Source organism: Mycobacterium sp. TH-M103, from assembly GCF_057473785.1.
The window spans coordinates 23,876-46,751 of sequence record NZ_JBYCLG010000057.1 but is presented as its reverse complement, the minus strand read 5'-3'; the positions used below and the strand labels follow the sequence as shown (position 1 = coordinate 46,751).

At 69.7% G+C, this 22,876-nt stretch carries 23 protein-coding genes, 3 pseudogenes and 1 riboswitch; of the genes and pseudogenes, 14 read left to right on the top strand and 12 right to left on the bottom strand.

Going from position 1 to position 22,876, the window contains the following annotated elements:
• The first annotated feature begins 5 nt into the window (after window positions 1-5).
• Genes moaC through AC2VOR_RS02985 form a run of 3 tightly spaced genes read left to right on the top strand, consistent with a single transcriptional unit; the run spans window position 6 to window position 1,407 of the window.
• Entirely contained in the window at window positions 6-506 is a 501-nt protein-coding gene (gene moaC, locus AC2VOR_RS02995) for a cyclic pyranopterin monophosphate synthase MoaC (RefSeq protein WP_369737098.1), read from the top strand.
• Window positions 503-985, top strand: coding sequence for a MogA/MoaB family molybdenum cofactor biosynthesis protein (locus AC2VOR_RS02990; RefSeq protein ID WP_369737099.1), 483 nt, complete (start codon window positions 503-505; stop codon window positions 983-985). Before moaC ends, AC2VOR_RS02990 begins: the two co-directional genes overlap by 4 nt.
• Window positions 982-1,407 (top strand): molybdenum cofactor biosynthesis protein MoaE, encoded by a 426-nt coding sequence (locus tag AC2VOR_RS02985; protein WP_369737100.1) that lies wholly within the window; start codon window positions 982-984, stop codon window positions 1,405-1,407. The genes AC2VOR_RS02990 and AC2VOR_RS02985 overlap by 4 nt, the downstream gene beginning before the upstream one ends.
• A 97-nt stretch (window positions 1,408-1,504) precedes the next feature.
• Here AC2VOR_RS02985 and AC2VOR_RS02980 read toward each other — a convergent pair whose 3' ends face one another.
• The 4 genes from AC2VOR_RS02980 to AC2VOR_RS02965 form a co-directional block, all read right to left on the bottom strand.
• On the bottom strand, window positions 1,505-2,371 hold the full coding sequence (locus AC2VOR_RS02980) for a transglycosylase family protein (RefSeq protein WP_369737101.1): 867 nt from the start codon (window positions 2,369-2,371) through the stop codon (window positions 1,505-1,507).
• A gap of 11 nt (window positions 2,372-2,382) precedes the next feature.
• Window positions 2,383-2,598, bottom strand: a riboswitch (cyclic di-AMP (ydaO/yuaA leader).
• A gap of 209 nt (window positions 2,599-2,807) precedes the next feature.
• Window positions 2,808-3,086: a MoaD/ThiS family protein gene (locus tag AC2VOR_RS02975; RefSeq protein ID WP_369741447.1), complete on the bottom strand. Its 279-nt coding sequence runs from the start codon at window positions 3,084-3,086 to the stop codon at window positions 2,808-2,810.
• Window positions 3,087-3,090: 4 nt separating this feature from the next.
• Entirely contained in the window at window positions 3,091-4,173 is a 1,083-nt protein-coding gene (gene moaA, locus AC2VOR_RS02970; RefSeq protein ID WP_369737102.1) for a GTP 3',8-cyclase MoaA, read from the bottom strand.
• On the bottom strand, window positions 4,170-4,574 hold the full coding sequence (locus AC2VOR_RS02965) for a YccF domain-containing protein (protein WP_369737103.1): 405 nt from the start codon (window positions 4,572-4,574) through the stop codon (window positions 4,170-4,172). Before AC2VOR_RS02965 ends, moaA begins: the two co-directional genes overlap by 4 nt.
• A gap of 163 nt (window positions 4,575-4,737) precedes the next feature.
• Here AC2VOR_RS02965 and AC2VOR_RS02960 point away from each other — a divergent pair, with 163 nt between their 5' ends.
• From AC2VOR_RS02960 to AC2VOR_RS02950, 3 genes and pseudogenes are all read left to right on the top strand, one after another.
• Window positions 4,738-5,145: a cold-shock protein gene (locus AC2VOR_RS02960; RefSeq protein ID WP_369737104.1), complete on the top strand. Its 408-nt coding sequence runs from the start codon at window positions 4,738-4,740 to the stop codon at window positions 5,143-5,145.
• Window positions 5,146-5,241: 96 nt separating this feature from the next.
• Window positions 5,242-6,677: pseudogene (locus tag AC2VOR_RS02955) on the top strand (acyl-CoA dehydrogenase family protein); the annotation flags it as partial.
• Window positions 6,678-6,694: 17 nt separating this feature from the next.
• Window positions 6,695-7,702, top strand: coding sequence for a glutathione S-transferase family protein (locus AC2VOR_RS02950; RefSeq protein WP_369737105.1), 1,008 nt, complete (start codon window positions 6,695-6,697; stop codon window positions 7,700-7,702).
• Here the strand turns inward: AC2VOR_RS02950 and AC2VOR_RS02945 are convergent, their stop codons facing one another.
• The 3 genes from AC2VOR_RS02945 to AC2VOR_RS02935 form a co-directional block, all read right to left on the bottom strand.
• A complete protein-coding gene (locus AC2VOR_RS02945; RefSeq protein ID WP_369737106.1) occupies window positions 7,703-8,617 on the bottom strand; it encodes a universal stress protein in 915 nt (304 codons plus the stop codon). It abuts the gene before it with no gap.
• 130 nt (window positions 8,618-8,747) lie between these two features.
• Window positions 8,748-9,248: a DUF2771 domain-containing protein gene (locus AC2VOR_RS02940; protein WP_369737107.1), complete on the bottom strand. Its 501-nt coding sequence runs from the start codon at window positions 9,246-9,248 to the stop codon at window positions 8,748-8,750.
• A complete protein-coding gene (locus AC2VOR_RS02935) occupies window positions 9,245-10,960 on the bottom strand; it encodes an MFS transporter (RefSeq protein ID WP_486963178.1) in 1,716 nt (571 codons plus the stop codon). The genes AC2VOR_RS02940 and AC2VOR_RS02935 overlap by 4 nt, the downstream gene beginning before the upstream one ends.
• 79 nt (window positions 10,961-11,039) lie before the next feature.
• On the opposite strand from AC2VOR_RS02935, the pseudogene AC2VOR_RS02930 reads away from it, so the two are divergent.
• Window positions 11,040-11,819 (top strand): annotated as a pseudogene (locus AC2VOR_RS02930) (DUF3027 domain-containing protein); the annotation flags it as partial.
• A 200-nt stretch (window positions 11,820-12,019) separates the two neighbouring features.
• On the opposite strand, the gene AC2VOR_RS02925 reads toward AC2VOR_RS02930, so the two are convergent.
• A complete protein-coding gene (locus AC2VOR_RS02925) occupies window positions 12,020-12,475 on the bottom strand; it encodes an SRPBCC family protein (RefSeq protein ID WP_369737109.1) in 456 nt (151 codons plus the stop codon).
• A 34-nt stretch (window positions 12,476-12,509) separates the two neighbouring features.
• Complete coding sequence (locus AC2VOR_RS02920) at window positions 12,510-12,785, bottom strand: DUF2530 domain-containing protein (RefSeq protein ID WP_369737110.1); 276 nt, start codon at window positions 12,783-12,785, stop codon at window positions 12,510-12,512.
• 181 nt (window positions 12,786-12,966) lie between these two features.
• On the opposite strand from AC2VOR_RS02920, the gene AC2VOR_RS02915 reads away from it, so the two are divergent.
• The 3 genes and pseudogenes from AC2VOR_RS02915 to AC2VOR_RS02905 all read left to right on the top strand — a co-directional run bounded on the left by AC2VOR_RS02915 (window position 12,967) and on the right by AC2VOR_RS02905 (window position 14,490).
• Entirely contained in the window at window positions 12,967-13,398 is a 432-nt protein-coding gene (locus AC2VOR_RS02915; protein WP_369737111.1) for an Rv0880 family HTH-type transcriptional regulator, read from the top strand.
• Window positions 13,395-14,218 (top strand): annotated as a pseudogene (locus AC2VOR_RS02910) (TrmH family RNA methyltransferase). The gene AC2VOR_RS02915 and the pseudogene AC2VOR_RS02910 overlap by 4 nt, the downstream one beginning before the upstream one ends.
• Entirely contained in the window at window positions 14,215-14,490 is a 276-nt protein-coding gene (locus tag AC2VOR_RS02905) for a DUF2537 domain-containing protein (RefSeq protein ID WP_369737112.1), read from the top strand. The pseudogene AC2VOR_RS02910 and the gene AC2VOR_RS02905 overlap by 4 nt, the downstream one beginning before the upstream one ends.
• Here AC2VOR_RS02905 and sepH read toward each other — a convergent pair.
• Window positions 14,487-15,287 carry a septation protein SepH gene (sepH, locus tag AC2VOR_RS02900; protein ID WP_369737113.1) on the bottom strand — a complete coding sequence of 267 codons (801 nt, stop codon included), beginning with the start codon at window positions 15,285-15,287 and terminating at the stop codon, window positions 14,487-14,489. The two genes, AC2VOR_RS02905 and sepH, sit on opposite strands and share 4 nt — an antisense overlap.
• A gap of 120 nt (window positions 15,288-15,407) precedes the next feature.
• Window positions 15,408-16,526 (bottom strand): phosphoserine transaminase, encoded by a 1,119-nt coding sequence (gene serC / locus AC2VOR_RS02895; RefSeq protein ID WP_486963177.1) that lies wholly within the window; start codon window positions 16,524-16,526, stop codon window positions 15,408-15,410.
• A gap of 199 nt (window positions 16,527-16,725) precedes the next feature.
• Here serC and AC2VOR_RS02890 point away from each other — a divergent pair, with 199 nt between their 5' ends.
• A complete protein-coding gene (locus tag AC2VOR_RS02890; RefSeq protein ID WP_369737115.1) occupies window positions 16,726-17,751 on the top strand; it encodes an AurF N-oxygenase family protein in 1,026 nt (341 codons plus the stop codon).
• A 17-nt stretch (window positions 17,752-17,768) separates the two neighbouring features.
• Complete coding sequence (locus AC2VOR_RS02885; RefSeq protein WP_369737116.1) at window positions 17,769-19,466, top strand: FAD-dependent oxidoreductase; 1,698 nt, start codon at window positions 17,769-17,771, stop codon at window positions 19,464-19,466.
• A 106-nt stretch (window positions 19,467-19,572) separates the two neighbouring features.
• On the opposite strand, the gene AC2VOR_RS02880 is transcribed toward AC2VOR_RS02885, so the two are convergent.
• On the bottom strand, window positions 19,573-20,694 hold the full coding sequence (locus tag AC2VOR_RS02880; protein WP_369737117.1) for a citrate synthase 2: 1,122 nt from the start codon (window positions 20,692-20,694) through the stop codon (window positions 19,573-19,575).
• Window positions 20,695-20,774: 80 nt separating this feature from the next.
• On the opposite strand from AC2VOR_RS02880, the gene pdxH reads away from it, so the two are divergent.
• The gene (gene pdxH, locus AC2VOR_RS02875; protein ID WP_486963176.1) at window positions 20,775-21,434 is read left to right on the top strand and encodes a pyridoxamine 5'-phosphate oxidase; all 660 of its coding nucleotides are present in this window, start codon (window positions 20,775-20,777) and stop codon (window positions 21,432-21,434) included.
• Window positions 21,435-21,572: 138 nt separating this feature from the next.
• Entirely contained in the window at window positions 21,573-22,868 is a 1,296-nt protein-coding gene (locus AC2VOR_RS02870; protein WP_486963175.1) for a citrate synthase, read from the top strand.
• The last annotated feature ends 8 nt before the right edge of the window (window positions 22,869-22,876 follow it).

Sequence of the window (22,876 nt, the reverse complement as noted above, 5' to 3'; positions counted from 1 at the left end):
GCGAGGTGGCAGAGGCGTCCGAGGCCGCGACCCGCCCAGGCCCGCTGTCGCACCTGGACGAGCAGGGGGCGGTGCGCATGGTCGACGTCACCGCTAAAGACGCCACCAAGCGCACCGCCGTGGCGGCGGGAATTTTGCGCACCTCGGCCCACGTGGTGGGGCTGATCTCGACCGGCGGGCTGCCCAAGGGCGACGCATTGGCCACCGCACGGATCGCGGGCATTCTCGCGGCAAAGCGCACCAGCGACCTGATCCCGTTGTGCCATCAGCTCGTGCTCACCGGGGTCGACGTCGAGTTCACCGTCGGCGAGTCGGTCATCGAAATCACCGCGACGGTGCGCAGTACCGACCGCACCGGCGTGGAAATGGAAGCGCTGACCGCTGTCAGCGTGGCCGGGCTTACGCTCTACGACATGATCAAGGCGGTTGACCCGGCCGCTCGCATCGACGACATCCGGGTGCTCTCCAAAGAGGGCGGCAAGAGCGGGAACTGGGCGCGGGCATGAGCGACCGATCCGCACGAGTCATCATCGCCTCCACCCGCGCGTCGACCGGAGAGTACGCCGACCGGTGCGGGCCCGTCATCGCCGACTGGCTCGAGCAGCGCGGATTCGCACCCGTCACGCCCCAGGTGGTGCCCGACGGGTCAGCGGTCGGTGAGGCGCTGCGCAAAGCGGTCGCCGACGACGTCGACGTCATCCTCACCTCCGGCGGCACCGGCATCTCGCCCACCGACAGCACCCCGGACCAGACCGTGGCGGTGCTGGACTACATGATTCCCGGGCTGGCCGACGCCATCCGCCGCTCCGGGCTGCCCGGCGTGCCGACGTCGGTGCTGTCGCGGGGCGTGTGCGGGGTCGTCGGGCGGACCCTCGTCGTCAACCTGCCGGGCTCGCCGGGCGGAGTCCGGGACGGCCTCGCGGTGCTCGCCGACGTGCTCGATCACGGGCTGGATCAGATCGCCGGCGAAGACCACCGGCGATGACGCTGGTCGTCCGGGCCGGGCTGACCGACCGGCCGATCTTTCTGCCCGAACACGAAGATCTGGTGCGGCACCGGTCGGCCGGGGCCGTCGTCGGGTTCGTCGGCATGATCCGCGACCACGACGGCGGGCGCCGCGTGGTGCGGCTGGAGTATTCGTCCCATCCGTTGGCCGCGCAGATCATGACCGATGTCGTCACCGAGGTCGCGGAGCGGTCGACCGGCGTGCGCGCCGTCGCGGCCACGCACCGCATCGGTGCGCTGCACATCGGTGACGCGGCGCTGGTGGCCGCGGTGGCCGCCGACCACCGGCAAGAGGCATTTGCGACGTGCGCCCTGTTGGTCGACACCATCAAGGAGCGGCTGCCGGTGTGGAAACACCAGTTCTTCGACGACGGCACCGACGAATGGGTGGGTTCGGCCTGACGGCGCGGACACCGGTCCGTCGCGGTCCGCGATGCCGCCGCTGCCCGCGAGCGCGCGGCCGGCGGGGCAGCGTCGAGCAGTCTTACTCCGTCGGGCCTCAGATGACGGCGGACGGCTGAGCCAGGGCGTCCAGCGCGTCGTTGCCGTGGATGTCCAGTCCTCGGATGGCTTCCCACAACTGCTTGGTGTAGCCGACCTCGGAGGCCTGCTGTGGTTCCACCGGCGAGCCGTCGTCATCGCCGGGCGGCGGCGGGGGCACGTCGGCCGGCGATGACACGTCGGCCGGTGCGGGGTCCGGCAAGCCGGCGTCGACGACCGGCGCGTCCTCGGGTGGTGCCGGCGGTAGGTCGGCCGGGGGCGCGAGGTCCTCGGGTGGTGCCGGCGGTAGGTCTTCGGGTGGTGCCGGCGGCAGGTCTTCGGGGGGCGCCAGCTGATGCTCCGAGGCCAGTTCCACCGCGGGCGGCGGGGGCTCCGCCGGGGCGGGAGGGGGCGGCGGGGGAGCGTCGGGCTCGGGGCCGTCCGCGGGCGGGGGAGCGTCGGGTGGCGGCGCGTCCTCCGGCGGCGCGTCCATGCCCGCCGGAGCGAGCACCTCGCGCGGGGTCGCGTTCGACAGCCCGCGTCCGCATGCGGGCCAGGCACCCCGCCCCTGGGTCGCCAGGACTCGCTCGGCGACGGCGATCTGCTGTTCCCGGGTGGCCATCTGAGCCGCCGGGGCGTACTCGCCGCCGCCGTGGGCGGCCCAGGTGCCCTGGCTGAACTGCAGGCCGCCTTGGTAGCCGTTGCCGGTGTTGATCGACCAGTTACCGCCGGACTCGCAACGGGCTACCTGGTCCCATTCGCCGTCGGTGGCGGCGGCCGCCTGGCCGGCGAGGGCGATGCTGCCGCCGCCAAGCACCGCCCCGGTGAAGGCGATCTTGGCGACATTGATGTTTGACGTAGTGGGCTTGCGGTGACGTCCACTCATACGCGCCGGGTAAATCCTCTCGTCTAGCGCCTGCGAGGTCAGCTGTCGGGTTCGGGTTGGAGAGGCCACCCGGCCGCGTCGAACTCTGCATCGAGACGACGCCGGCTTCACCCCAAGGAGTCGCGGAGCGACCCCGGTTCGGTCACGGCGGACCCGGTGGGTCCCCCGCCTCCATCCACGTGTGGTCTGCCCCCCGCCTACTGGATGGAGCTCGGCGCGATAGGGAGGGGAGGGACGCCATTCGGCTTGCTTGGCGAACCTCCGGGAGACGCTAGCGGTTTCGGTAGGCGGCGTCACGTTTGGCGAAACCCGGCGTTTCCGCTGCGGACACCTTCGAAAAGCCCAGCAGCGCTATGGGTTTCCGCAGGTCATTGCACCCGAGATCGTGCCGTGTCCGGCTCGTTATCGTTCCGTTACGTGAGATATGTCACAGACCTCAGCCGCCAGCAAAAGGCGGGAGGACGTCGACCGTGTCGCCCGGGCACAACGCCGCGGCATCGTCTCGCACGGCGATCCCGTCGCGCAGGTAGGAGCAGCGGCGCAACACCGTGGCCAGGCGAGTTCCGCGCACGGCCAGCCGGTCGACGAGCTCGGCGAGCGTGGTGCCCGCGGGCAGCACCACGGTCTCGGAATCGGCTCCGGCGGCTGCGCGCGCGGCGGCGAAGTAGCGGACCGTCACCTGCATCCCGCCCGGATCGGCGGGGGCTTCGCCCATGGCGCTAGCCACCGATCGCGCTCATCGGGCGGTCGGGCTGGATGAAGCCGGGGTCGTTGATGCCGTGCCCGGCGGGCTTGCCCCACATCGCGTCGCGCCAGGCCGCCTCGATCGCCTCGTCGGCCGCGCCGCCGCGCAGCAGGCCCCGAAGGTCAGTCTCCTCGGTGGAGAACAGGCAGCTGCGGACCTGTCCGTCGGCGGTGAGCCGGGTGCGATCGCAGGACGCGCAGAAAGCGTGCGAAACCGACGCGATCACCCCGACCTTGCCGGCCGGCGTGCCGGGCCCGGTGTCGACCAGCCACAGCTCGGCCGGGGCGGACCCGCGCGGCGTCGGGTCGGGCCGCAGCCGGAAGTGCGGCCGCAGCGCGTCCAGCACGTCGTCGGCGCTCAGGGCCGCCCCGCGCCGCCATTGGTGCCCGGCGTCCAGCGGCATCTGTTCGATGACCCGCAACTGGTAGCCGTGCGCCAGGCAGAACCGCAACAGTTCGACGACGTCCTCCCGGCCCGAGGCGGGATCGAGCACGGCGTTCACCTTCACCGGCGCCAGCCCCGCCTCCTTGGCGGCGGTCAGGCCGTCCAGCACGTCGGCCAGCCGGTCCCGGCGAGTGATGGTCGCAAAGCGGGTCCGGTCCACGGTGTCCAACGACACGTTGACCCGGTCCAGGCCGGCTCTGGCCAGCGCGGCGGCGCGCGGGGCCAGTCCCACCCCGTTGGTGGTCAGGGAGATCTCCGGGCGTGGCCGCAGGGCGGCGGCGGCTTCGACCATCTCCTCGAGGTGGCGGGACAGCAGCGGCTCGCCGCCGGTGAAGCGCACACTGGTGACGCCCAGCCGCGTCACGGCGATATGCATCAGCCGGCTCAGCTCGTCGGGTCGCAGGAGTTGCTCTCCGGGCAGCCAGTCCAGCCCGTCGGCCGGCATGCAGTAACGGCACCGCAGGTTGCACCGGTCGGTCAGCGACACCCGCAGATCGGTGGCGACCCGGCCGTAGGCGTCCGCCAGCGGGCCACCGGTGGGGGCCTGCCCCGCCGCGGACCGACGGTCCGTGTGGCCGGGCACCACAGGCAGGCCGAGGGCGGTCAGCGTCATGCGCGCACCCGTGCGAGTTCGTGCGGCGAGTCGGAGGAAATGATCTGCTTGCCCAGCGGCATCAGCGAGACGGGGATCAGCTTGAGGTTTGCCAGCGCCAGCGGCAGGCCGATGACCGTGAGCGCCATCGCCACGGCGCTCACCAGATGCCCGATGGCCAGCCACACCCCGAACAGCAGCACCCAGATGATGTTCCCCAGCAGCGCGCCGGTTCCGGCGGTCGGCTTGTCGACGAGGGTCCGGCCGAACGGCCACAACGTATAAGAGGCGATGCGCAGCGACGCGAACCCGAACGGGATCGTGACGATCAGCAGAAAGCAGACGAGCGCCGCCACGAGGTAGCCGGCGGCCATCCACAGGCCGCCGAATACCAGCCAGACAACGTTCAGGATCGTGCGCATCTCACCTCCGCAGTAGTGCCAGCCTAGCGAGTAACGCTCGGCCCGGGGGGTGCTCGTCGGACAACGATCCGAGTAGGATCATCACTCGACATTGCGTCTCGCGCAGGCGGGACGCTTCTTGTGTCGTTCAACTAGTGGCCCGTCAGACAAGCAGGTGAGACCAGTGCCGACCGGCAAGGTTAAGTGGTACGACTCCGAAAAGGGGTTCGGCTTCCTGTCGCAGGAGGACGGCGAGGACGTCTACGTCCGCGCGTCGGCGCTGCCCGAGGGTGTCGAGGGGCTCAAATCCGGGCAGCGGGTGGAGTTCGGCATCGCTTCGGGTCGGCGCGGACCGCAGGCGTTGAGCCTCAAGCTGATTGAACCGCCGCCCAGCCTCACCAAGCCCCGCCGCGAGGTGCCCGCCGAGCACAAGCACAGCCCGGACGAGTTGCACGGCATGGTCGAGGACATGATCACGTTGCTGGAGAGCACCGTGCAGCCCGAGTTGCGCAAGGGGCGCTACCCGGACCGCAAGACGGCCCGACGAGTTTCCGAGGTGGTCAAGGCCGTGGCCCGCGAGCTCGACGCCTGACCGCGACGTCGGCGGGTCATCGCATTCGTCGGGCGCGGCGATGTGAGAAACGGCCCGTGCTGGGTATGCTCCTCGCGATCAGCGAGTAGCCTGCAAATCCCACAACAAGCACAAGTCACCGAGGAGCAGGCCAGAGCCGTTGCCGAGGAGTCGCGCGAAAGCGGTTGGGATAAGCCATCCTTCGCCAAAGAGTTGTTCCTTGGCCGGTTTCCGCTGGACCTGATCCACCCGTTCCCCAAACCCAGCGACGCCGAAGAGGCCCGGGCGCGTGCGTTCCTCGACAAGTTGCGGCAGTTCCTTCGCACCGTCGATGGCAGCGTCATCGAGCGTGAGGCGCGGATCCCGGACGAATACGTCAAGGGGCTGGCCGAATGGGGCTGCTTCGGCATGACGATACCGGCCGAGTACGGCGGCCTGGAGATGTCGCAGGTGGCTTACAACCGGGCGCTGATGATGGTTTCGACGGTCAACCCCAGCCTGGGCGCGCTGCTGTCGGCCCACCAATCGAGCGGTGTGCCCGAGCCGCTCAAGCTCGCCGGCACCCGGAGCAGAAGCGCAAGTTCCTGCCGCGCTGCGCCGCCGGCGCGATATCGGCGTTCCTGCTGACCGAACCCGACGTGGGCTCCGACCCGGCGCGGCTGGGTTCCACGGCCACACCGGTCGACGGCGGCGACGCCTACGAACTCGACGGCGTGAAGCTGTGGACCACCAACGGTCTGGTCGCCGAACTGCCGGTGATGGCCCGGGTGCCCACAGCCGCGGCGGGGTCAGCCCCTTTGTCGTCGAGGCCGATTCCCCCGGAATCACCGTGGAGCGGCGCAACAAGTTCATGGGACTGCGCGGCATCGAAAACGGCGTGACCCGGTTCCACCGCGTGCGGGTGCCGCGCGAAAACCTGATCGGCCGCGAAGGCGACGGCCTCAAGATCGCGTTGACCACGCTCAACGCCGGCCGGCTGTCGATCCCGGCGACCGCGGCGGGGGCGTCGAAGTGGTCGCTGAAGATCGCCCGCGAGTGGTCCGCCGAGCGCTATGAGACCGCCGAATCCCTGGCCACGCCGGGGAGCGCGCCGTTCCGGCCGAGCAGATGCTGGCGATCTGCGGATCAACCGCATCTTCGAGGGATTCAGCGAGATCACGCGGTTGCTGATCGCCCGGGAGGCGGTCGACGCGCACCTGAGCGCGGCCGGAGACCTCGCGAAGCCCGACGCCGATCTGAAGAAGAAGGCGGCCGCGGCGGTCGGCGCCAGCGGGTTCTACGCAAAGTGGTTGCCGCAGCTGGTTTTCGGCGAAGGCCAACGGCCTTCGGCCTACAGCGAGTCCGGTGCGTTGGCGGGTCATCTCCGGTTCATCGAACGCTCCGCCCGAAAGCTGGCCCGCAACACCTTCTACGGGATGGCGCGGTGGCAGGCCAAGCTCGAGCAGAAGCAGGGCTTTTTGGGCCGCATCGTCGACATCGGCGCCGAGCTGTTCGCGATGTCGGCGGCAGGCCCGGCGCTTTCTGAGTACCTAGCCGCGGACCGGCTCCTCGGCGGGGCAGAATTGCCGTCATGGCCTCCTACGTCGCACCGGCGGGCGAATTCACCCGTGACACCGACTACATCACCACGCGGATCACCGCCGACGGACGCGACGGGTACCCGGTCGAGCCCGGCCGGTATCGGCTCGTCGTCGCCCGGGCCTGCCCGTGGGCCAACCGCGCCATCATCGTGCGCCGCCTGCTGGGTTTGGAAGACGTTCTCTCCATTGGCTTTTGCGGGCCGACCCACGACAAGCGCAGTTGGACGTTCGACCTCGACCCCGGCGGTGTCGACCCCGTGCTGATGATCCCGCGACTGCAGAACGCCTACTTCAAGCGATTCCCCGACTACCCCAAAGGCATCACCGTCCCCGCGATCGTCGACATTCCGACCGGGGCTGTGGTCACCAATGACTTCGCGCAGATGACGCTGGATTTCTCGACGCAGTGGACCGCCCACCATCGCGACGGGGCACCGGACCTGTACCCCGAGCCGCTGCGGGCCGAGATCGACGAGGTGAACAAGAGGGTTTACACCGAGATCAACAACGGCGTGTACCGCTGCGGCTTCGCCGGTTCACAGCAGGCCTACGACGCGGCCTACGACCGGCTGTTCACCGCCCTGGACTGGGTGAGCGACCGCCTGGCCGGGCAGCGCTACCTGGTGGGTGACACCATCACCGAGGCCGACGTGCGGCTGTTCACCACCCTGGTGCGCTTCGACCCGGTCTACCACGGGCATTTCAAATGCAATCGCCGCAAGCTCAGCGAGATGCCCGTGCTGTGGGCCTACGCGCGTGATCTGTTCCAGACGCCGGGCTTCGGCGACACCGTGGACTTCGACCAGATCAAGAAGCACTACTACGTCGTGCATGCCGACATCAACCCGACCCGTATCGTGCCCAAGGGCCCCGACCTGGAAAACTGGCTGACCCCGCATGGTCGGGAAGCATTGGGCGGCAACCCCTTCGGGAAGGGAACGCCGCCCGGCCCGCCCCTCGACGGCGAGCGCGTCGCCCAGCAGCCGGCGGCGCGGTAGCTAGCCCTGCCGGGCGACGATCACCGGCGCGCGCACCGCCTGCACGACGGCGGTGCCCACCGATCCGAGCAGCATCCCCGCGAAGCCACCGCGCCCGTGGCTGCCGACGACCACCAGCTGCGCGGACGCCGAGCGCTCGATCAGATGCTGCGCGGGCCGGTTGGTGACGACCACCCGCTGGACGGTGACGTCGGGATAGCGCTCCCGCCAGCCGACCAGGCGCTCGGCCAACGTCTCCTCGGCCGCCGAGCGCAGTCTCGTCCAGGACGTCCTGGTCGTTCCGGCCCACTCCCGGCTCGGGAGGTCGGGGACCTCGGCGTCGGTCCAGGCGTGTAGCGCCACCAAATCCACACCCCGCCAAGAAGCTTCGTCGAAAGCGATCGCGGTGGCCAGCTCCGACGCCGTGGACCCGTCGATGCCGACCAGGACGCAGCCCTGCGGTGGCGGCGAAAAGTCGCTGTGGATCACCGCCACCGGGCAGTGGGCATGATGAACCAGTCCCGTGCTGACGGACCCCAGCAGCGCTCGCTGCAGCGCGCCTTGGCCGCTTCTGCCCACCACGACCATGTCCGCTTTGTCGGACAACTCGACGAGGCTGGCGACCGGTCCCGCGGCGGACAGCTCGCTGTTGACCCGCAGGCGGCGCTCCCGGGTCATGTCGTCGACGAGCTTGGCCGCGTCGGCGAGCACCTGACGAGCGTTCGCATCGAGCTGCTGGACGACTTCTGCCGGGAGGGACTCACCCGACCACTCGAGCACCGGCGAACCGGCAGGCAACCGCGCGGCGGCGTGGACCAGGGTCAGCGCCACGTTGCGCATCGTCGCCTCGTGGACCGCCCACTGCATGGCCGCATTCCCGTCGGGCGATCCGTCGACCCCGACGACGATTCCCGGATCCGCTATGTCGCTGACCATATCGCTGTCCCATCGCTGGAGAGTTCGCTTCGGCCTCTCGACCCTAGAAGCGCGCCACCGCGCAGTCAGGAGCCGTTCGTCCCAAGCATTGGTGACTTGAGGCCCGACAATCCGACCCTGGGATGCTCGCTCAGAAGGTAAGCCGCACGGACCATTCCGCGTGCGGGACGTCGCGCAACTCGCCGGAGCGGTCCAGCGCCAGCGTCAGCAACTGCACGACTATCCCGGTGAGCCGGCCGCGTTGGCGGTCGACCGAGGGGATGGTGACCGCCATCCGGGTGTGCGGACGGAACAGGGTGGCCGTCGTGTTGGCCGGGTCCTCGTAGACCTGCAGGAGCCGCCAGGGCGCCCGGGCGATGGCCTCGGGCACCGAGAGCTGCACCGGGTAGCGGGCGTCGACCGGCAGTTCGCCCTGGGTCTGCGGGTTCTGGCAGTCGTTGAGGTCGAGCACGTTGCAGTACATGTACGGCCCGACCCGGGCCAGGTGTCCGTGCGAGTACGCGCTGATCTGCGGCCGCTGCGGACCGGGGTGGCGCACCAACAGCCAGGTCGCGACCCCGCCGCCCACGGCCAGCAACGTCACCAGGGTCAGGGCCAGCAACCTCACCCCGCGCTTGCGCCGCGGTCTCACTCCGGCACCGCCGCCGGCCTGCCCGTGCCGCGCCGCCTGCCTTCCTGCTCGACCATAACCGGGCGATTGCCCCCGAGCCCGGGAATCAGCGAGTCGCCGCGGAAGCTCACCAGGGTCTGCGCCAGCCCGAGGATGAGCAGGGCGGTGACCGCGGTGAAGCCGATCCACCATTCCGTGTACACCAGGACGCCCAGCGCCCCGCCCAGCACCCAGGCCAGCTGCAGCGTCGACTCCGAGCGCCCGAACCCCGACGCCCGCGACTCCTCCGGCAGATCGTTCTGCAACGACGCATCCAGCGAGGCCTTGGCGATCGCGCTCGAGCCCGACGTGACCAGGGTGGCGATCACCGCCACCATCAGGTTGCCCGCCACCGCCGCCGCCAGCGCGACGGTGCACACCGCCACCGCGCAGCGCACCACCAGCACCGCGGGCCTGCCCAGTTGCAGGCGGGCGCTGGCGAAGTTGCCGGCGAAGTTGCCGATGCCCGCCGCGGCCCCGATCATGCCCAGCATGCCCAGTTGCACCCAGCCGTTCGCCTGGTGCGCCTTGGCCACGAACGCCGGGTACAAGAACAAAAAGCCCACCATGACCTTCACGGTGCAATTGCCCCACAGCGAAGTGATGATGTTGCGGCCCAGTGGTTGTCGTAGTGTTCCGCTGACCTTTTTGACCTCTTCGGGCCAGCTGCGGCGCAGCGGGCCGCTGTCCCGGCGGTAGCTCAACGTCGCGGGGACTTCACCGGCGGTCACCTCGACCCAGCGCGGAATCCGCATCGACAGCATGGCGCCGACGACCGTGACGGCGACGACGACGAACAACGCGCCCGGCAGCTTGAACAGGTGGGTGCAGACGAACTCGACACCCGCCGCGATCGCGCCGCCGGCGATGGTACCGCCCAGCAGGCCGAACACGGTCAGCCGGGAGTTGACCCGCACCAGGTCGATGGTCGGCGGCATCACCCTGGGCGTGACGGCGCTGCGCAGCACGCTGAACGACTTCGACAGCACCATCATGGCCAGCGCGCAGGGATAGAGCACCCACGAGGGATAGCTGCCGGACGGGCCGTCGTAGTTCATGATCAACAGCGCCGCCAACCCCGTGCGCAGCGCGAACGAGGTCGCCAGCGCCACGCGGCGGCCGTGCTGCAACCGGTCCAGCGCCGGACCGATCAGCGGCGCGATCACCGCGAACGGGGCGATGGTGATCAGCAGATACAGGGCGACACGGCCCTTGCTCTCCCCGGTGGCCGCGGCGAAGAAAAGCGTGTTGGCCAGGGCCACGGCCATCGCGGCGTCCACCGCGAAATTCGCCACCACCGGCCAGGTCAGCGCCGTCAGCCCGGACTTGTCCGCGCCGTCGGCCGTGGCGGCGCGTTGCACCATCGAGTACATCCGGGAACCCATCTCCCGGCTGCGCTGCGCCGCGGCGCGGGTGACGGTGATGCGTTCGCCCGCGACGGGACCGCGCGGCGCGCTGCTACCGCGGTCCGGTTCGGGTCGTTCGCCCAGGGGCGGCAGGTAGCGGTTGGCGCTAGGCATCGGCGGTGGACGGCGCGCGCGCCGCTGGTCGGAGCCGTCAGGCGGGTAGTTGGCCAGGCCGGGATGCGGGTTGGCCGCCCTCCGGAGGTCCGAATGGGTCCGGCGGCCCGGGTTGGGGGCCGCGCGGCCCGGATCGTCACGCCGCCGTCCAGACACCACGCAATTCTCTCTCATGGCCGCTTCCCGCGTCCGTAGGTCACCGGGTGTGGCTCGCACCCCTAGTATTGGAGGCGCGATGCAAAGAGAGGTAAGCGTGACCGGACCCATCGAGGAGACTGCCGCAGCGACCGTGGCCGACTGGCACGAGGGGCTGGCGGAGTTGCTCGCGGGTGCGGCCGACCAGGCCAGGGCGGCCGTGGAGGAGTTCAGTGGCCCGGACGCGGTCGGTGACTACCTCGGCGTGAGCTACGAGGATTCCACGGCCGCAACCCACCGGTTCCTGGCGCACCTGCCCGGGTACCAGGGCTGGCAGTGGGCCGCCGTCGTCGCCGCTTATCCCGGTGCCGGGCACGCCACCATCAGCGAGGTCGTGCTGATTCCCGGTCCGACCGCGTTGCTGGCGCCGGAATGGGTGCCCTGGGAGCGCCGTGTGCGGCCGGGGGACTTGAGCCCGGGAGATTTGCTGGCACCGGCTGCCGACGACCCGCGTCTGGTTCCGGGCTACACCGCCAGCGGTGACCCTCAGGTCGACGAGACCGCCGCGGAGGTCGGGCTGGGTCGACGCTGGGTGCTGGGCGTCGTGGGCCGGTCCGAGGCCGCCGAGAGGTGGCACACCGGAGACTACGGTCCCGAGTCCCCGATGGCGCGGTCCACCAAACGCGTCTGCCGCGACTGCGGTTTTTTCCTGCCGTTGGCGGGATCGCTGGGCGCGATGTTCGGGGTGTGCGGCAACGAGCTGTCCGCCGACGGCCATGTCGTGGACAAGCAATACGGGTGCGGCGCCCATTCGGACACACCGGCTCCGGCGGGTAGCGGCTCACCGCGGTACGAGGCATTCGACGACGGCGTGCTCGACGTCATGCAGGCGCCGGCGCCGGTCACGGAGCCCGAGGTCAAGGAGCCCGAGGTCACGGAGCCCGCGTCCCCGGAGCCCGAGGTCACGGAGTCCGAGGCCCCGGAGTCCGAAACTGCTCCCGCCGAACCCCGCCCCGAGCTCGAGCCGGAGCTGCCCGATACCCCGGAGTCCCCACCGGCGCCTCCGGAGCCCCAGCCCGAGCCGCTGGAGCCGCCGGACTAACCGTTCTCGGCGGCGGCTTTGATCTTCGCCAGCGAGATATCGATGCCCGCGAGCAATTCGCGCTCGAATTTGGTGGTTCCGCCGAAAAACGCGTTCGCCGTGAGGTTCGAAAATGCCGTCACACCGTTTTCGGCGTGCCGACTCTCGATCAGCCGCGTGCCCCGGTCATGCGGCTCGAGCTCGTAGCTCCAGATGGTGCGGTTGACGTCGACCTTGAAGGCGAGCCGCTTTTCGGGGACGACCTCGATGACGGTGCATGTGGTGAACCAGAACAACCAGCCGCGACGGTTGAGGTTGAGGGTGCGAACACCGGCGTGCAGCGGGCCGAACGCCTTCATCCACCGGCACTGTGGGCTCCACTGGCGCATGCGCCGCAAATCGGAGATCAGCTCCCAGACTTTCGACGCCGGTGCCGCGATCTCGATTTCGGCCTGCAGTAGCTCGGCGGCCATAGATTCCCCCGAATCTCAAGTGTCCTGGGTGACTTTATCTCCGGTGGAGATACGTCTCGAGGCCGGCCTGCGCACCGCGGTCACCGCGACGGGCCGCGGCCAGCTGCCAGACGAAGATGCCCGTACCGAGCAACCCCACGGCCAGTCCGGCCACCGCCACCGGGCGCCAACTCTGCAGCGTCGGGACGAGGAAGGCGGCCACCGCGGCGGCCAGCCATCCCGCGGCGCCCACCGCGATGACCGGCCATACCTCGAGCAACGCTGGCGGCAGCGGTGGTGGTGTGCGGCTCCGGCCCGACTCGACGGACATAGCCCTCAACATAGCTTTGCCGGGCCTCGGGACGCCCCAAGGGGTGAGCCGGGTCGCCGGGAAACGCGCCGGCAGCAGCCGGTTCGGAGCCGCATTTGCCGCCGCGCGCCGACAAGGGTCCGCGCCGGTCGTTAGCCAGGTAGTCACGCCGAATTCTCCTGGTTGCGTGTACCCTCGCGCCATGCCTGACAGCGATGCACGACTGGCCAGCGACTTGTCGCTGGCCGTGATGCGGCTGTCCCGCCAGCTGAGGTTTCGCAGCCCTCCCTCGCCGGTGTCGTTGTCGCAGCTGTCGGCGCTGGCGACGCTGCTCGGCGAGGGCGCGATGACCCCGGGCACGCTGGCGATCCGCGAGGGGGTCCGGCCGCCGTCGATGACAAGGGTGATCGCATCGCTCGCCGAGATGGGCCTGGTGGACCGCGTCCCGCACCCCGTCGACGGCCGGCAGGTGCTGGTCTCGGTGTCCGCGTCCGGCGCCGAGTTGGTCAAGGCGACGCGGCGCGCCCGGCAGGAGTGGCTGGCCAAGCGGCTCTCGACGCTGGACAGCCGGCAACGCGAGACCCTGCGCGCCGCCGCTGACCTGATGCTGGCCCTCGTCGACGAAAGCCCGTGAGCGACGGCCCGGACGTTCACGACGTCGACGATCCCGACGATCCCCGTCTCGACGACTTCCGCGACCTTAACAGCGTCGATCGTCGTCCCGACCTGCCCAGCGGCAAGGGGCTGGTGATCGCCGAGGGCGTCTTGGTCGTCCAGCGCATGCTCGCCTCCCGGTTCACCCCGCACGCCCTGCTGGGCACCGATCGGCGGCTGGCCGAACTCGCGGACGACCTCACCGGCGTCGCGGCGCCGTTTTATCGAACCTCCGCCGAGGTCATGGCGCAGGTGGTTGGTTTTCATCTCAACCGGGGCGTGCTGGCGGCCGCCAGGAGGGTGCCCGAACACGGGGTGGACCAGATCGCCGCGGGGGCCCACACCCTTGCGGTGCTCGAGGGGGTCAACGATCACGAGAACCTGGGCTCGATGTTCCGCAACGCCGCGGGGCTGGGCGTGGACGCGGTGGTGTTCGGCAGCGGCTGCGCCGACCCGCTGTACCGTCGCGCCGTCCGGGTGTCCATGGGGCATGCGTTGCTGGTGCCCTACGCGCGGGCCACCGACTGGCCCGCCGACCTGGTGACGTTGCGAGAACGCGGGTTCCGGCTGCTGGGATGACCCCGCGCGGCGACGCTTGTGCGCTGCCGGAGGCGATGGCGGAGTTGCGCGACGAACGGGTCGCGATCGTCGTGGGCGCCGAAGGCCCGGGACTGACGGCCACCACGCTGCGGTTGAGCGATATGCGGGTGCAAATCCCCATGTCGCGGGGCACCGACTCGCTCAACGTGGCGACTGCGGCCGCCGTGGCGTTCTACGAACGCTCTAGGCTGCGTTCGTGAACGAGTCGGTGCCGTGGGCCACGGGATTGGCGGTCGCGGGGTTCGTCGCCGCGGTGACCGGCGCCGCGATAGTGGTGCTGAGCCTCGGGTTGATCCGGGTGCATCCGTTGTTGGCGGTCGGCCTCAACGCGGTGGCGGCCGGCGGGCTGGCGCCCAGCTTGTGGGGGTGGCGGCGGACGCCGGTGCTGCGCTGGCTGGTGCTGGGCGCAGGGGTCGGTGTGGTCGGCGGGTGGCTGGCGCTGCTGGCCCTGACGGTGTCCGGGAACAGCTAGCGCTGCCCGCTCGAGCGCACCCCGAGCAGCACGTCTTCCCAGGCCGGAATGGCCGGCTTGGCCGTCTTGCTCGCCTTGCCGCGCCGGGTGGGCGCGGGTTGCTCGGGCGGCGCAGGAGCGGCGGGCGCAGCGGCCTCCGGCGCGGTCTCCGGTTCGGCGGTCTCCTCGAGGTCGAGGTGGGCCACCCGCGCGAGCGGCCGCAGCGGGCGTTCGAAGTTCGGGTCGATCAGCTCGCTGGCCGCGTCGTCGACCGCGGTGACCGTTCCGCCGTGGGCGCCGGGCATGAAGCAGAAGTGTGCGAGGTTGTCGGAGCGGCCCACCTTCCAGGCCAGCTGAACCGTCCACCGGTTGTCTTCGTTGCGCCAGGCGTCCCAGCCGATCTGGTGCGGGTCGAGGCCACGCGTCACCAGGGCCGTGCTCACGGTTTCCAGCAGCGTCAGCACCGCGGGGCCGTCGGCGAGCACCGGATGTGCGGCCGTCGCCAGCTCGGCCGCGCGGGCGCGTTCCAGCAGCACCGGGTGTGCGAACCGGCGAACCCGCGAGATGTCGGAGCCCGACGCAGTGGCCACCTGCTCGACGGACGCGCCGGCGCGGATCTTCGACTGAATTTCCCTGGGACTCAGCATGTTCGTGATCTCGATGTCGAGCTGCGGTTGCTCCGAGGCTGTGGGGCCGTCCCGCAGGGCGGCCCGCAACCGGTCATCGACCGCCAGCTTGAACTGGTTCGCGGGGTCGCCGCCTTCGCAGATGAGGTATTTGCCGTCGGCATCGAGCCCAACCAACTTGAGTTCCCGCATGGCTTCTCCTCGCAGGGTCCAGGTGCATGGCAAAGGACCCGTCACGTGCGCACTCTAGTCCAGCTGACGCCCGTAACCGGGCCTGACACGCTGGCCGGTTGCGAGCTGATGACGCCGAAGTTAAAGCCGCTCGACGACCCAGTCGACGCACTGGGTGAGGGCGCTGACGTCATCGGGATCGACCGCGGGGAACATCGCGACGCGCAACTGGTTGCGGCCGAGCTTGCGGTAGGGCTCGGTGTCGACGATGCCGTTGGCCCGCAGCACCTTCGCGACGGCGGCGGCGTCGACGTCGTCGGCGAAGTCGATCGTGCCCACCACCTGCGAACGCAGGGCGGGATCGGCGACGAACGGCGTGGTGTAGGGCCGCTCTTCGGCCCAGGAGTACAGCCGCTGCGACGAGTCGGCCGTGCGCTTGACCGCCCAGTCCAGGCCGCCGTTGCCCAGCATCCAGTCGAGCTGCTCCGCCATCAGCACCAGCGTGCCGATGGCCGGGGTGTTGTAGGTCTGGTTCTTCAGGCTGTTGTCGATCGCCGTCGGCAGCGACAAGAAATCGGGCACCCAGCGGCCCGAGCCGGCGATGGCCTCGACGCGGGCCAGCGCGGCAGGGCTCATGACGGCCAGCCACAGGCCGCCGTCGCTGGCGAAGTTCTTCTGCGGCGAGAAGTAGTACGCATCGGTCTCGGTGATGTCGACCGGGAGGCCCCCAGCCCCGGAGGTGGCGTCGATGACGATGAGCGCCTCACCGGAGCCCGACGGGCGGCGGATCGGCACGGCGACCCCGGTCGACGTCTCGTTGTGCGCCCAGGCGATCACGTCGACGGACGGGTCGGACTGCGGTTCGGGGGCGCTGCCGGGATCCGCCTTGATGACGACCGGATCGCCGACGAACGGGTTCTTGGTGACGGCGGAGGCGAACTTCGCGCTGAACTCCCCGTAGGTCAGGTGCAGCGAACGCTTGTCGATCAACCCGAAGGCCGCGGCATCCCAGAACGCCGTGGCGCCGCCGTTGCCCAGGATGACCTCATAGCCGTCCGGCAGCGAGAACAGCTCCGCCACGCCCGAGCGCACCCTTCCCACCAGGTTCTTGACGGGCGCTTGCCGGTGCGACGTACCGAACAGGCCGGCCGCGGTGGTGCTCAGCGCGTTCAGCTGTTCGGGTCGGACCTTTGACGGACCGCATCCGAAGCGGCCGTCGCGGGGTTTGAGGTCAGCGGGAATCTCGAGCTCGTCAGCCATGCTCACCAGCGTAGTGAGCCGGGCCGGCACCCAGAAGCGGCGGTCCCGTCGCGCCCGTCGACTGTGACCCAGACCGCACCGATCCGGTGACCAGTGGTCAGGTCACAGTGGTCCAAGGGGGTCTGGAACATATCCAGTACCTGCGGTACCGTCTAGACATTGCACGTCCGAATGTAAACCTCGCTTGGGGAGGCTCGGGATGGACAGGACGCGAATGGTCCGGCGTTGGCGCCGCAACATGGAGGTGCGCGACGACGCCGAGTACGTCGACATGCTCGCCACACTGTCCGAGGGGTCGGTGCGGCGAAACTTCAACCCGTACACCGACATCGACTGGGACTCGCCGGAGTTCGCGGTCACCGACGACGACCCGCGGTGGATCCTGCCGGCGACCGACCCGCTGGGGCGCCACCCCTGGTACCGGGCGCAGTCCGAAGAGCGCCAGATCAAGATCGGCATGTGGCGCCAGGCCAACGTGGCCAAGGTGGGACTGCACTTCGAATCCATCCTGATCCGCGGCCTGATGAACTACACGTTCTGGCTGCCCAACGGGTCTCCGGAATACCGCTACTGCCTGCACGAATCCGTCGAAGAGTGCAACCACACGATGATGTTCCAGGAGATGGTCAACCGCGTCGGCGCCGACGTCCCCGGGATGCCGCGGATGCTGCGCTGGCTCTCGCCGCTGGTGCCGTTGGTGGCCGGCCCGCTGCCGGCGGCGTTCTTCATCGGGGTGCTCGCCGGTGAGGAGCCCATCGACCACACGCAGAAGAACGTGCTGCGCGAAGGCAAGTCGTTGCACCCGATCATGGAACGGGTGATGGCCATCCACGTGGCCGAGGAGGCGCGGCACATCTCCTTCGCCCACGAGTTCCTGCGCAAGCGGTTGCCGGAGCTGACCCGCAGGCAACGGTTCTGGATCTCGCTGTTCTACCCGCTGACGATGCGCGTGCTGTGCCAGGCCATCGTGGTGCCGCCGAAGGCGTTCTGGGACGAGTTCGACATCCCCCGCGAGGTCAAGAAGGAACTCTTCTTCGCCTCGCCCGAGTCGCGAAAGTGGCTGAGCGACATGTTCGCCGACGTGCGGATGCTGGCGTGTGACACCGGCCTGATGGAGAGCCGTCTGGCGCGGCTGATGTGGCGGATCTGCAAGATCGACGGCAAGCCGTCGCGCTACCGCAGCGAGCCGCAACGCCGGCACCTTGCCGTGGCCCCGGCCGCCTAGCACGTCCCGGTTGCCACATGCCGCATGTGATCACCCAGTCGTGCTGCAACGACGGGTCCTGCGTTTACGCGTGTCCGGTGAACTGCATTCACCCGACACCGGATGAGCCGGGCTTTGCCGCCTCGGAGATGTTGTACATCGACCCGGTGGCTTGCGTGGACTGCGGTGCCTGCGTGAGCGCCTGCCCGGTGGGCGCGATCGTGCCCGACAACCGGCTGGAAGCCAGGCAGCTGCCGTTCGTCGAGATCAACGCGTCGTTCTACCCGAAGCGGCCCGCGGGGGAGAAGTTGCCGCCCACCTCGAAGCTGGCGCCCGTGATTCCCGCGGCCGAGGTGCGCGCCCGTCGCCGGCCGCTGACCGTGGCGATCGTGGGGTCCGGCCCGGCGGCGATGTATGCCGCCGACGAACTGCTCACCCAGCCTGGCGTGCGGGTCAACGTGTTCGAGAAGCTGCCCACGCCGTACGGGCTGGTGCGTGCCGGGGTCGCCCCCGATCATCAGAGCACCAAACAGGTCACAAAGCTGTTCGACCGGGTCGCCGGCCATCGCCACTTCCGGTTCTACCTCAACGTCGAGGTCGGCGAACACCTGAGCCATGCCGATCTGTCGGCGCACCATCACGCCGTGCTCTACGCCGTCGGTGCACCCGAGGACCGTCGGCTCGATATCGACGGGATGGGCCTCGCGGGCACCGGCACTGCCACCCAGGTGGTCGCGTGGATCAACGGCCATCCCGACTTCGCCGGGCTTGCGGTCGATCTCAGTCACGAGCGCGTGGTGATCATCGGCAACGGCAACGTCGCCCTCGATGTGGCCCGGGTGCTCACCGCGGACCCGGACGACCTGGCCCGCACCGACGTCTCCGACCGCGCGCTGGACGCATTCCGACGCTCCGCGGTGCGCGAAGTGGTGATCGCCGCGCGGCGTGGACCCGCCCACTCGGCGTTCACGTTGCCCGAGTTGATCGGGCTCACGGGCTGCTCCGAGGTCGTGTTGGACGCCGGTAACCACGAATTGGTCGCGCGGGATCTCGTGACGGCGTCGGACTCGTTGACCAGGACCAAGCTGGAGATCCTGAGCAAGCTCGGCGACGGGTCGGCGCCGCCCCCGGCTGCCGGGCGCCCGCGAATCCGGTTGGCGTACCAGCTCACACCCGAGCGCGTGCTCGGTGAGCACCGCGCCACCGGCGTGGAGTTCTCGGTCACCGGCACCCGGGAGTTGCGCCGGCTCGACGCGGGTCTCGTGCTGACGTCGATCGGCTATCGCGGCAAGATGATTCGCGACCTTCCGTTCGACGAGTCAGCCGGTGCGGTCCCCAACGAGGATGGACGGGTGGTGGACCCCGGCTCCGGCCGGCCGATGCCGGGCACCTATGTCGCAGGCTGGATCAAGCGGGGGCCCACCGGTTTCATCGGTACCAACAAGTCCTGCTCCTTCCAGACGGTGCAGGCCCTGGTCGCCGATTTCAACGCCGGCGAGTTGGCCGCCCCGGTGGCCCGGCCCGAGGCATTGGAGGAGCTGGTGCGGGCCCGCCGGCCCGACGTCGTCGGCTCCGCCGGGTGGCGTGCGATCGACTCCGCCGAGGTCGCCCGCGGCAGGCGCGACGGACGGCCGCGCAACAAGTTCACCGAAGTCGCCGACATGCTCGCGGCCGCGTCAACCGCCCCGCCCCCGCGGCGGCAGAAGCTGCTCGACCGCCTGCTGGACCGGGGTTAGCGGCCGCGCGCTCGCGCTCCCGCTCCCCGCGAGCGTGCGTGTCGGTACGCCGACACGCCGTGACAGCCGTCAGTTTGCGCGCGCTCGCGCGTCCGCCGTGGCGCGCTCAGGCGCTGGTGCGCACCCGGTCCCAGCCCTCGACCGCCTCCGGGCTGCGCGGGCCCGGACCGACGTAGATGGCCGACGGGCGGACCAGCTTGCCCAGGTGCTTCTGCTCCAGGATGTGGGCGCACCATCCAGCGGTGCGTCCACAGGTGAACATCGCCGGCATCATGTTGGCCGGCACCCGCGCGAAGTCCAGGATCACCGCGGCCCAGAACTCCACGTTGGTTTCGATGGCCCGGTCCGGGCGGCGTTCGCGCAGCTCGGCCAGCGCGGCCTGCTCGAGCGCGACGGCGACCTCGTGGCGCGGGGCGCCCAGCCGCTCGGCGGCCGCGCGCAGGACCCGCGCCCGCGGGTCCTCGGCCCGGTAGACGCGGTGCCCGAATCCCATCAGCTTCTCCCCGCGGTCCAGGATCCCCTTGACCAGGCCGCGGGCGTCGCCGGTGCGCTCGACCTCCTCGATCATCGGCAGCACCCGCGCCGGCGCGCCGCCGTGCAGCGGCCCGCTCATCGCGCCGATCGCGCCGGACAACGCCGCGGCCACATCGGCTCCCGTCGAGGCGATCACCCGCGCGGTGAACGTCGAGGCGTTCATGCCGTGCTCCGCCGCCGACACCCAGTAGGCGTCGATGGCCTCGACGTGCCTGGGGTCGGGCTCGCCCTGCCAGCGCGTCATGAAACGCGCTGTGACGGTGGGGCATTCGTCGATGACCCGCTGGGGAACCGCCGGCTGGTAGATGCCGCGGGCGGACTGCGCGACGTAGGACAGCGCCATCACCGACGCCCGGGCCAGCTGCTCGCGGGCGGTGGCGTCGTCGGTGTCGAGCAGCGGCTTGTAGCCCCAGATGGGTGCCAGCATCGCCAGGCCCGCCTGCACGTCGACGCGCACGTCGCCGGTGTGGATCGGCAGCGGGAAGGGCTCGGCGGGCGGCAGCCCGTGTCCGAACCTGCCGTCGACCAGCAGGGCCCACACGTCGCCGAACGTGACCTTTTGGCTCACCAGGTCTTCGATGTCGACGCCGCGGTAGCGCAGCGCGCCGCCATCCTTGTCCGGCTCGGCGATTTCGGTGGTGAAGGCGACGACGCCTTCGAGGCCGGGCACGAAGTCTTCTGGGACCACAGTCATGGGGAAAATTCTCGCACCCCGTGCCCGCGGCGCTGCTACCGGCCGGTAGCTAAAGCGTCACGCCCGGTAGCGTGGGGCCGATGGTAGGGCCGGACGACCGGCATCTTTCGCAGATGCGGGTGGAATATGGGTCGGTGGAGAAGGACGGCAGCCCCGACCTGGACATCGACTGGCTGGCGGACGGCTGGCTTGCGTTGTTCCGCAGGTGGATTGACGACGCCGAGCGCGCGGGGCTGGCTGAGCCCAACGCCATGGTGTTGGCCACGGTCGCGGACGGCAGGCCCGTAAGCCGAACGGTGTTGTGCAAGAGCGCCGACGAGACCGGAATCACATTTTTCACCAACTACGACTCGGCCAAGGGTGCCGAGCTGGCGTCGACGCCCTTCGCGTCGGCCACCTTCCCCTGGTTCCGGCTGGGCCGGCAGGTCCATATCCGCGGGCCGGTCAGCCGGGTCGAGCCTCAGGCCACCGCGGACTACTGGGCCAGGCGCCCGCGCGGCTCGCAACTGGGAGCGTGGGCCTCGCAGCAGTCGCGGCCCATCGCGTCGCGGCGGGCGCTGCTCGACCAGCTGGCCGAGGTGACCGCGCGTTTCGCCGCCACCGAGAGCGTGCCGGTGCCCCCCAACTGGGGCGGGTATCTCATCGCGCCTGAGGTGGTGGAGTTCTGGCAGGGGCGGGAAAATCGGCTGCACAACCGGATTCGGGTCAGCGGCGGCCGTGTGGAGCGTCTGCAGCCCTGACGGCGCCGGACGAAAGGCCGCACGACCAGCGAACCGGACCCCGGGCAGGCGCGCCGTCGCGATAACGACTACCTTCAGCAGTACGCACCCGCGTGCGGGGCAGCCATATCAGATCAGCCAGAGTGCAAAGGGGTTCTCGTGGCCGACACCGACGACAGCGCGACACTCCGTTATCCGGGGGGCGAAATCGACCTGGAGGTCGTCCGCGCCACCGAAGGAAACGACGGTATTGCGCTCGGATCCCTCTTGGCCAAGACGGGGTACACCACCTTCGACAACGGCTTCGTCAACACCGCGTCCACCAAGAGTTCCATCACCTACATCGACGGCGAGGCCGGCATCCTGCGGTACCGGGGCATCCCGATCGAGCAGCTGGCGGAGAAGTCGACGTTCATCGAGGTCAGCTACCTGCTGATCTACGGCGAGCTGCCGGACAAGCAACAGCTGGCCGAGTTCACCAACCGGATTCAGCGCCACACCATGCTGCACGAGGATCTCAAGCGGTTCTTCGACGGCTTCCCGCCCAACGCCCACCCGATGCCGGTGCTGTCCAGCGTCGTCAACGCGTTGAGCTCGTACTATCCGGACGCGCTGGACCCGATGGACACCGAGCAGGTGGAGCTGTCGACCACCCGCCTGCTGGCCAAGCTGCCGACCATCGCCGCGTATGCCTACAAGAAGTCGATCGGGCAGCCGTTCCTCTACCCGGACAACTCGCTGACCCTGGTGGAGAACTTCCTGCGGATGACGTTCGGGTTGCCGGCCGAGCCCTACGTGGCCGATCCCGAAATCGTACGGGCGCTGGACATGCTGTTCATTCTGCACGCCGACCACGAGCAGAACTGCTCGACGTCGACGGTCCGACTGGTCGGCTCGTCCCGGGCCAACCTTTTCACCTCGATCTCCGGCGGGATCAACGCGCTGTGGGGTCCGCTGCACGGCGGCGCCAACCAGGCGGTGCTCGAGATGCTCGAGCAGATTCGCGAGAGCGGCGACGGTGTCGGGGAATTCGTCCGGAAGGTCAAGAACCGCGAGGCCGGCGTAAAGCTCATGGGCTTCGGCCACCGCGTCTACAAGAACTACGACCCCCGGGCGCGCATCGTCAAGGAGCAGGCCGACAAGATCCTTTCCAAGATCGGCGGGGACGACGACCTGCTGGGCATCGCGAAGGAACTCGAAGAAACGGCGCTGACCGACGACTACTTCATCGAGCGCAAGCTCTACCCCAACGTCGACTTCTACACCGGCCTGATCTACCGGGCCCTCGGGTTCCCGACCCGGATGTTCACGGTGTTGTTCGCGTTGGGCCGGCTGCCCGGCTGGATCGCGCACTGGCGTGAGATGCACGACGAGGGCGACAGCAAGATCGGCCGTCCGCGCCAGATCTACACCGGCTACACCGAGCGCGACTACGTGAGCATCGACGCGCGCTAGACCGGCGC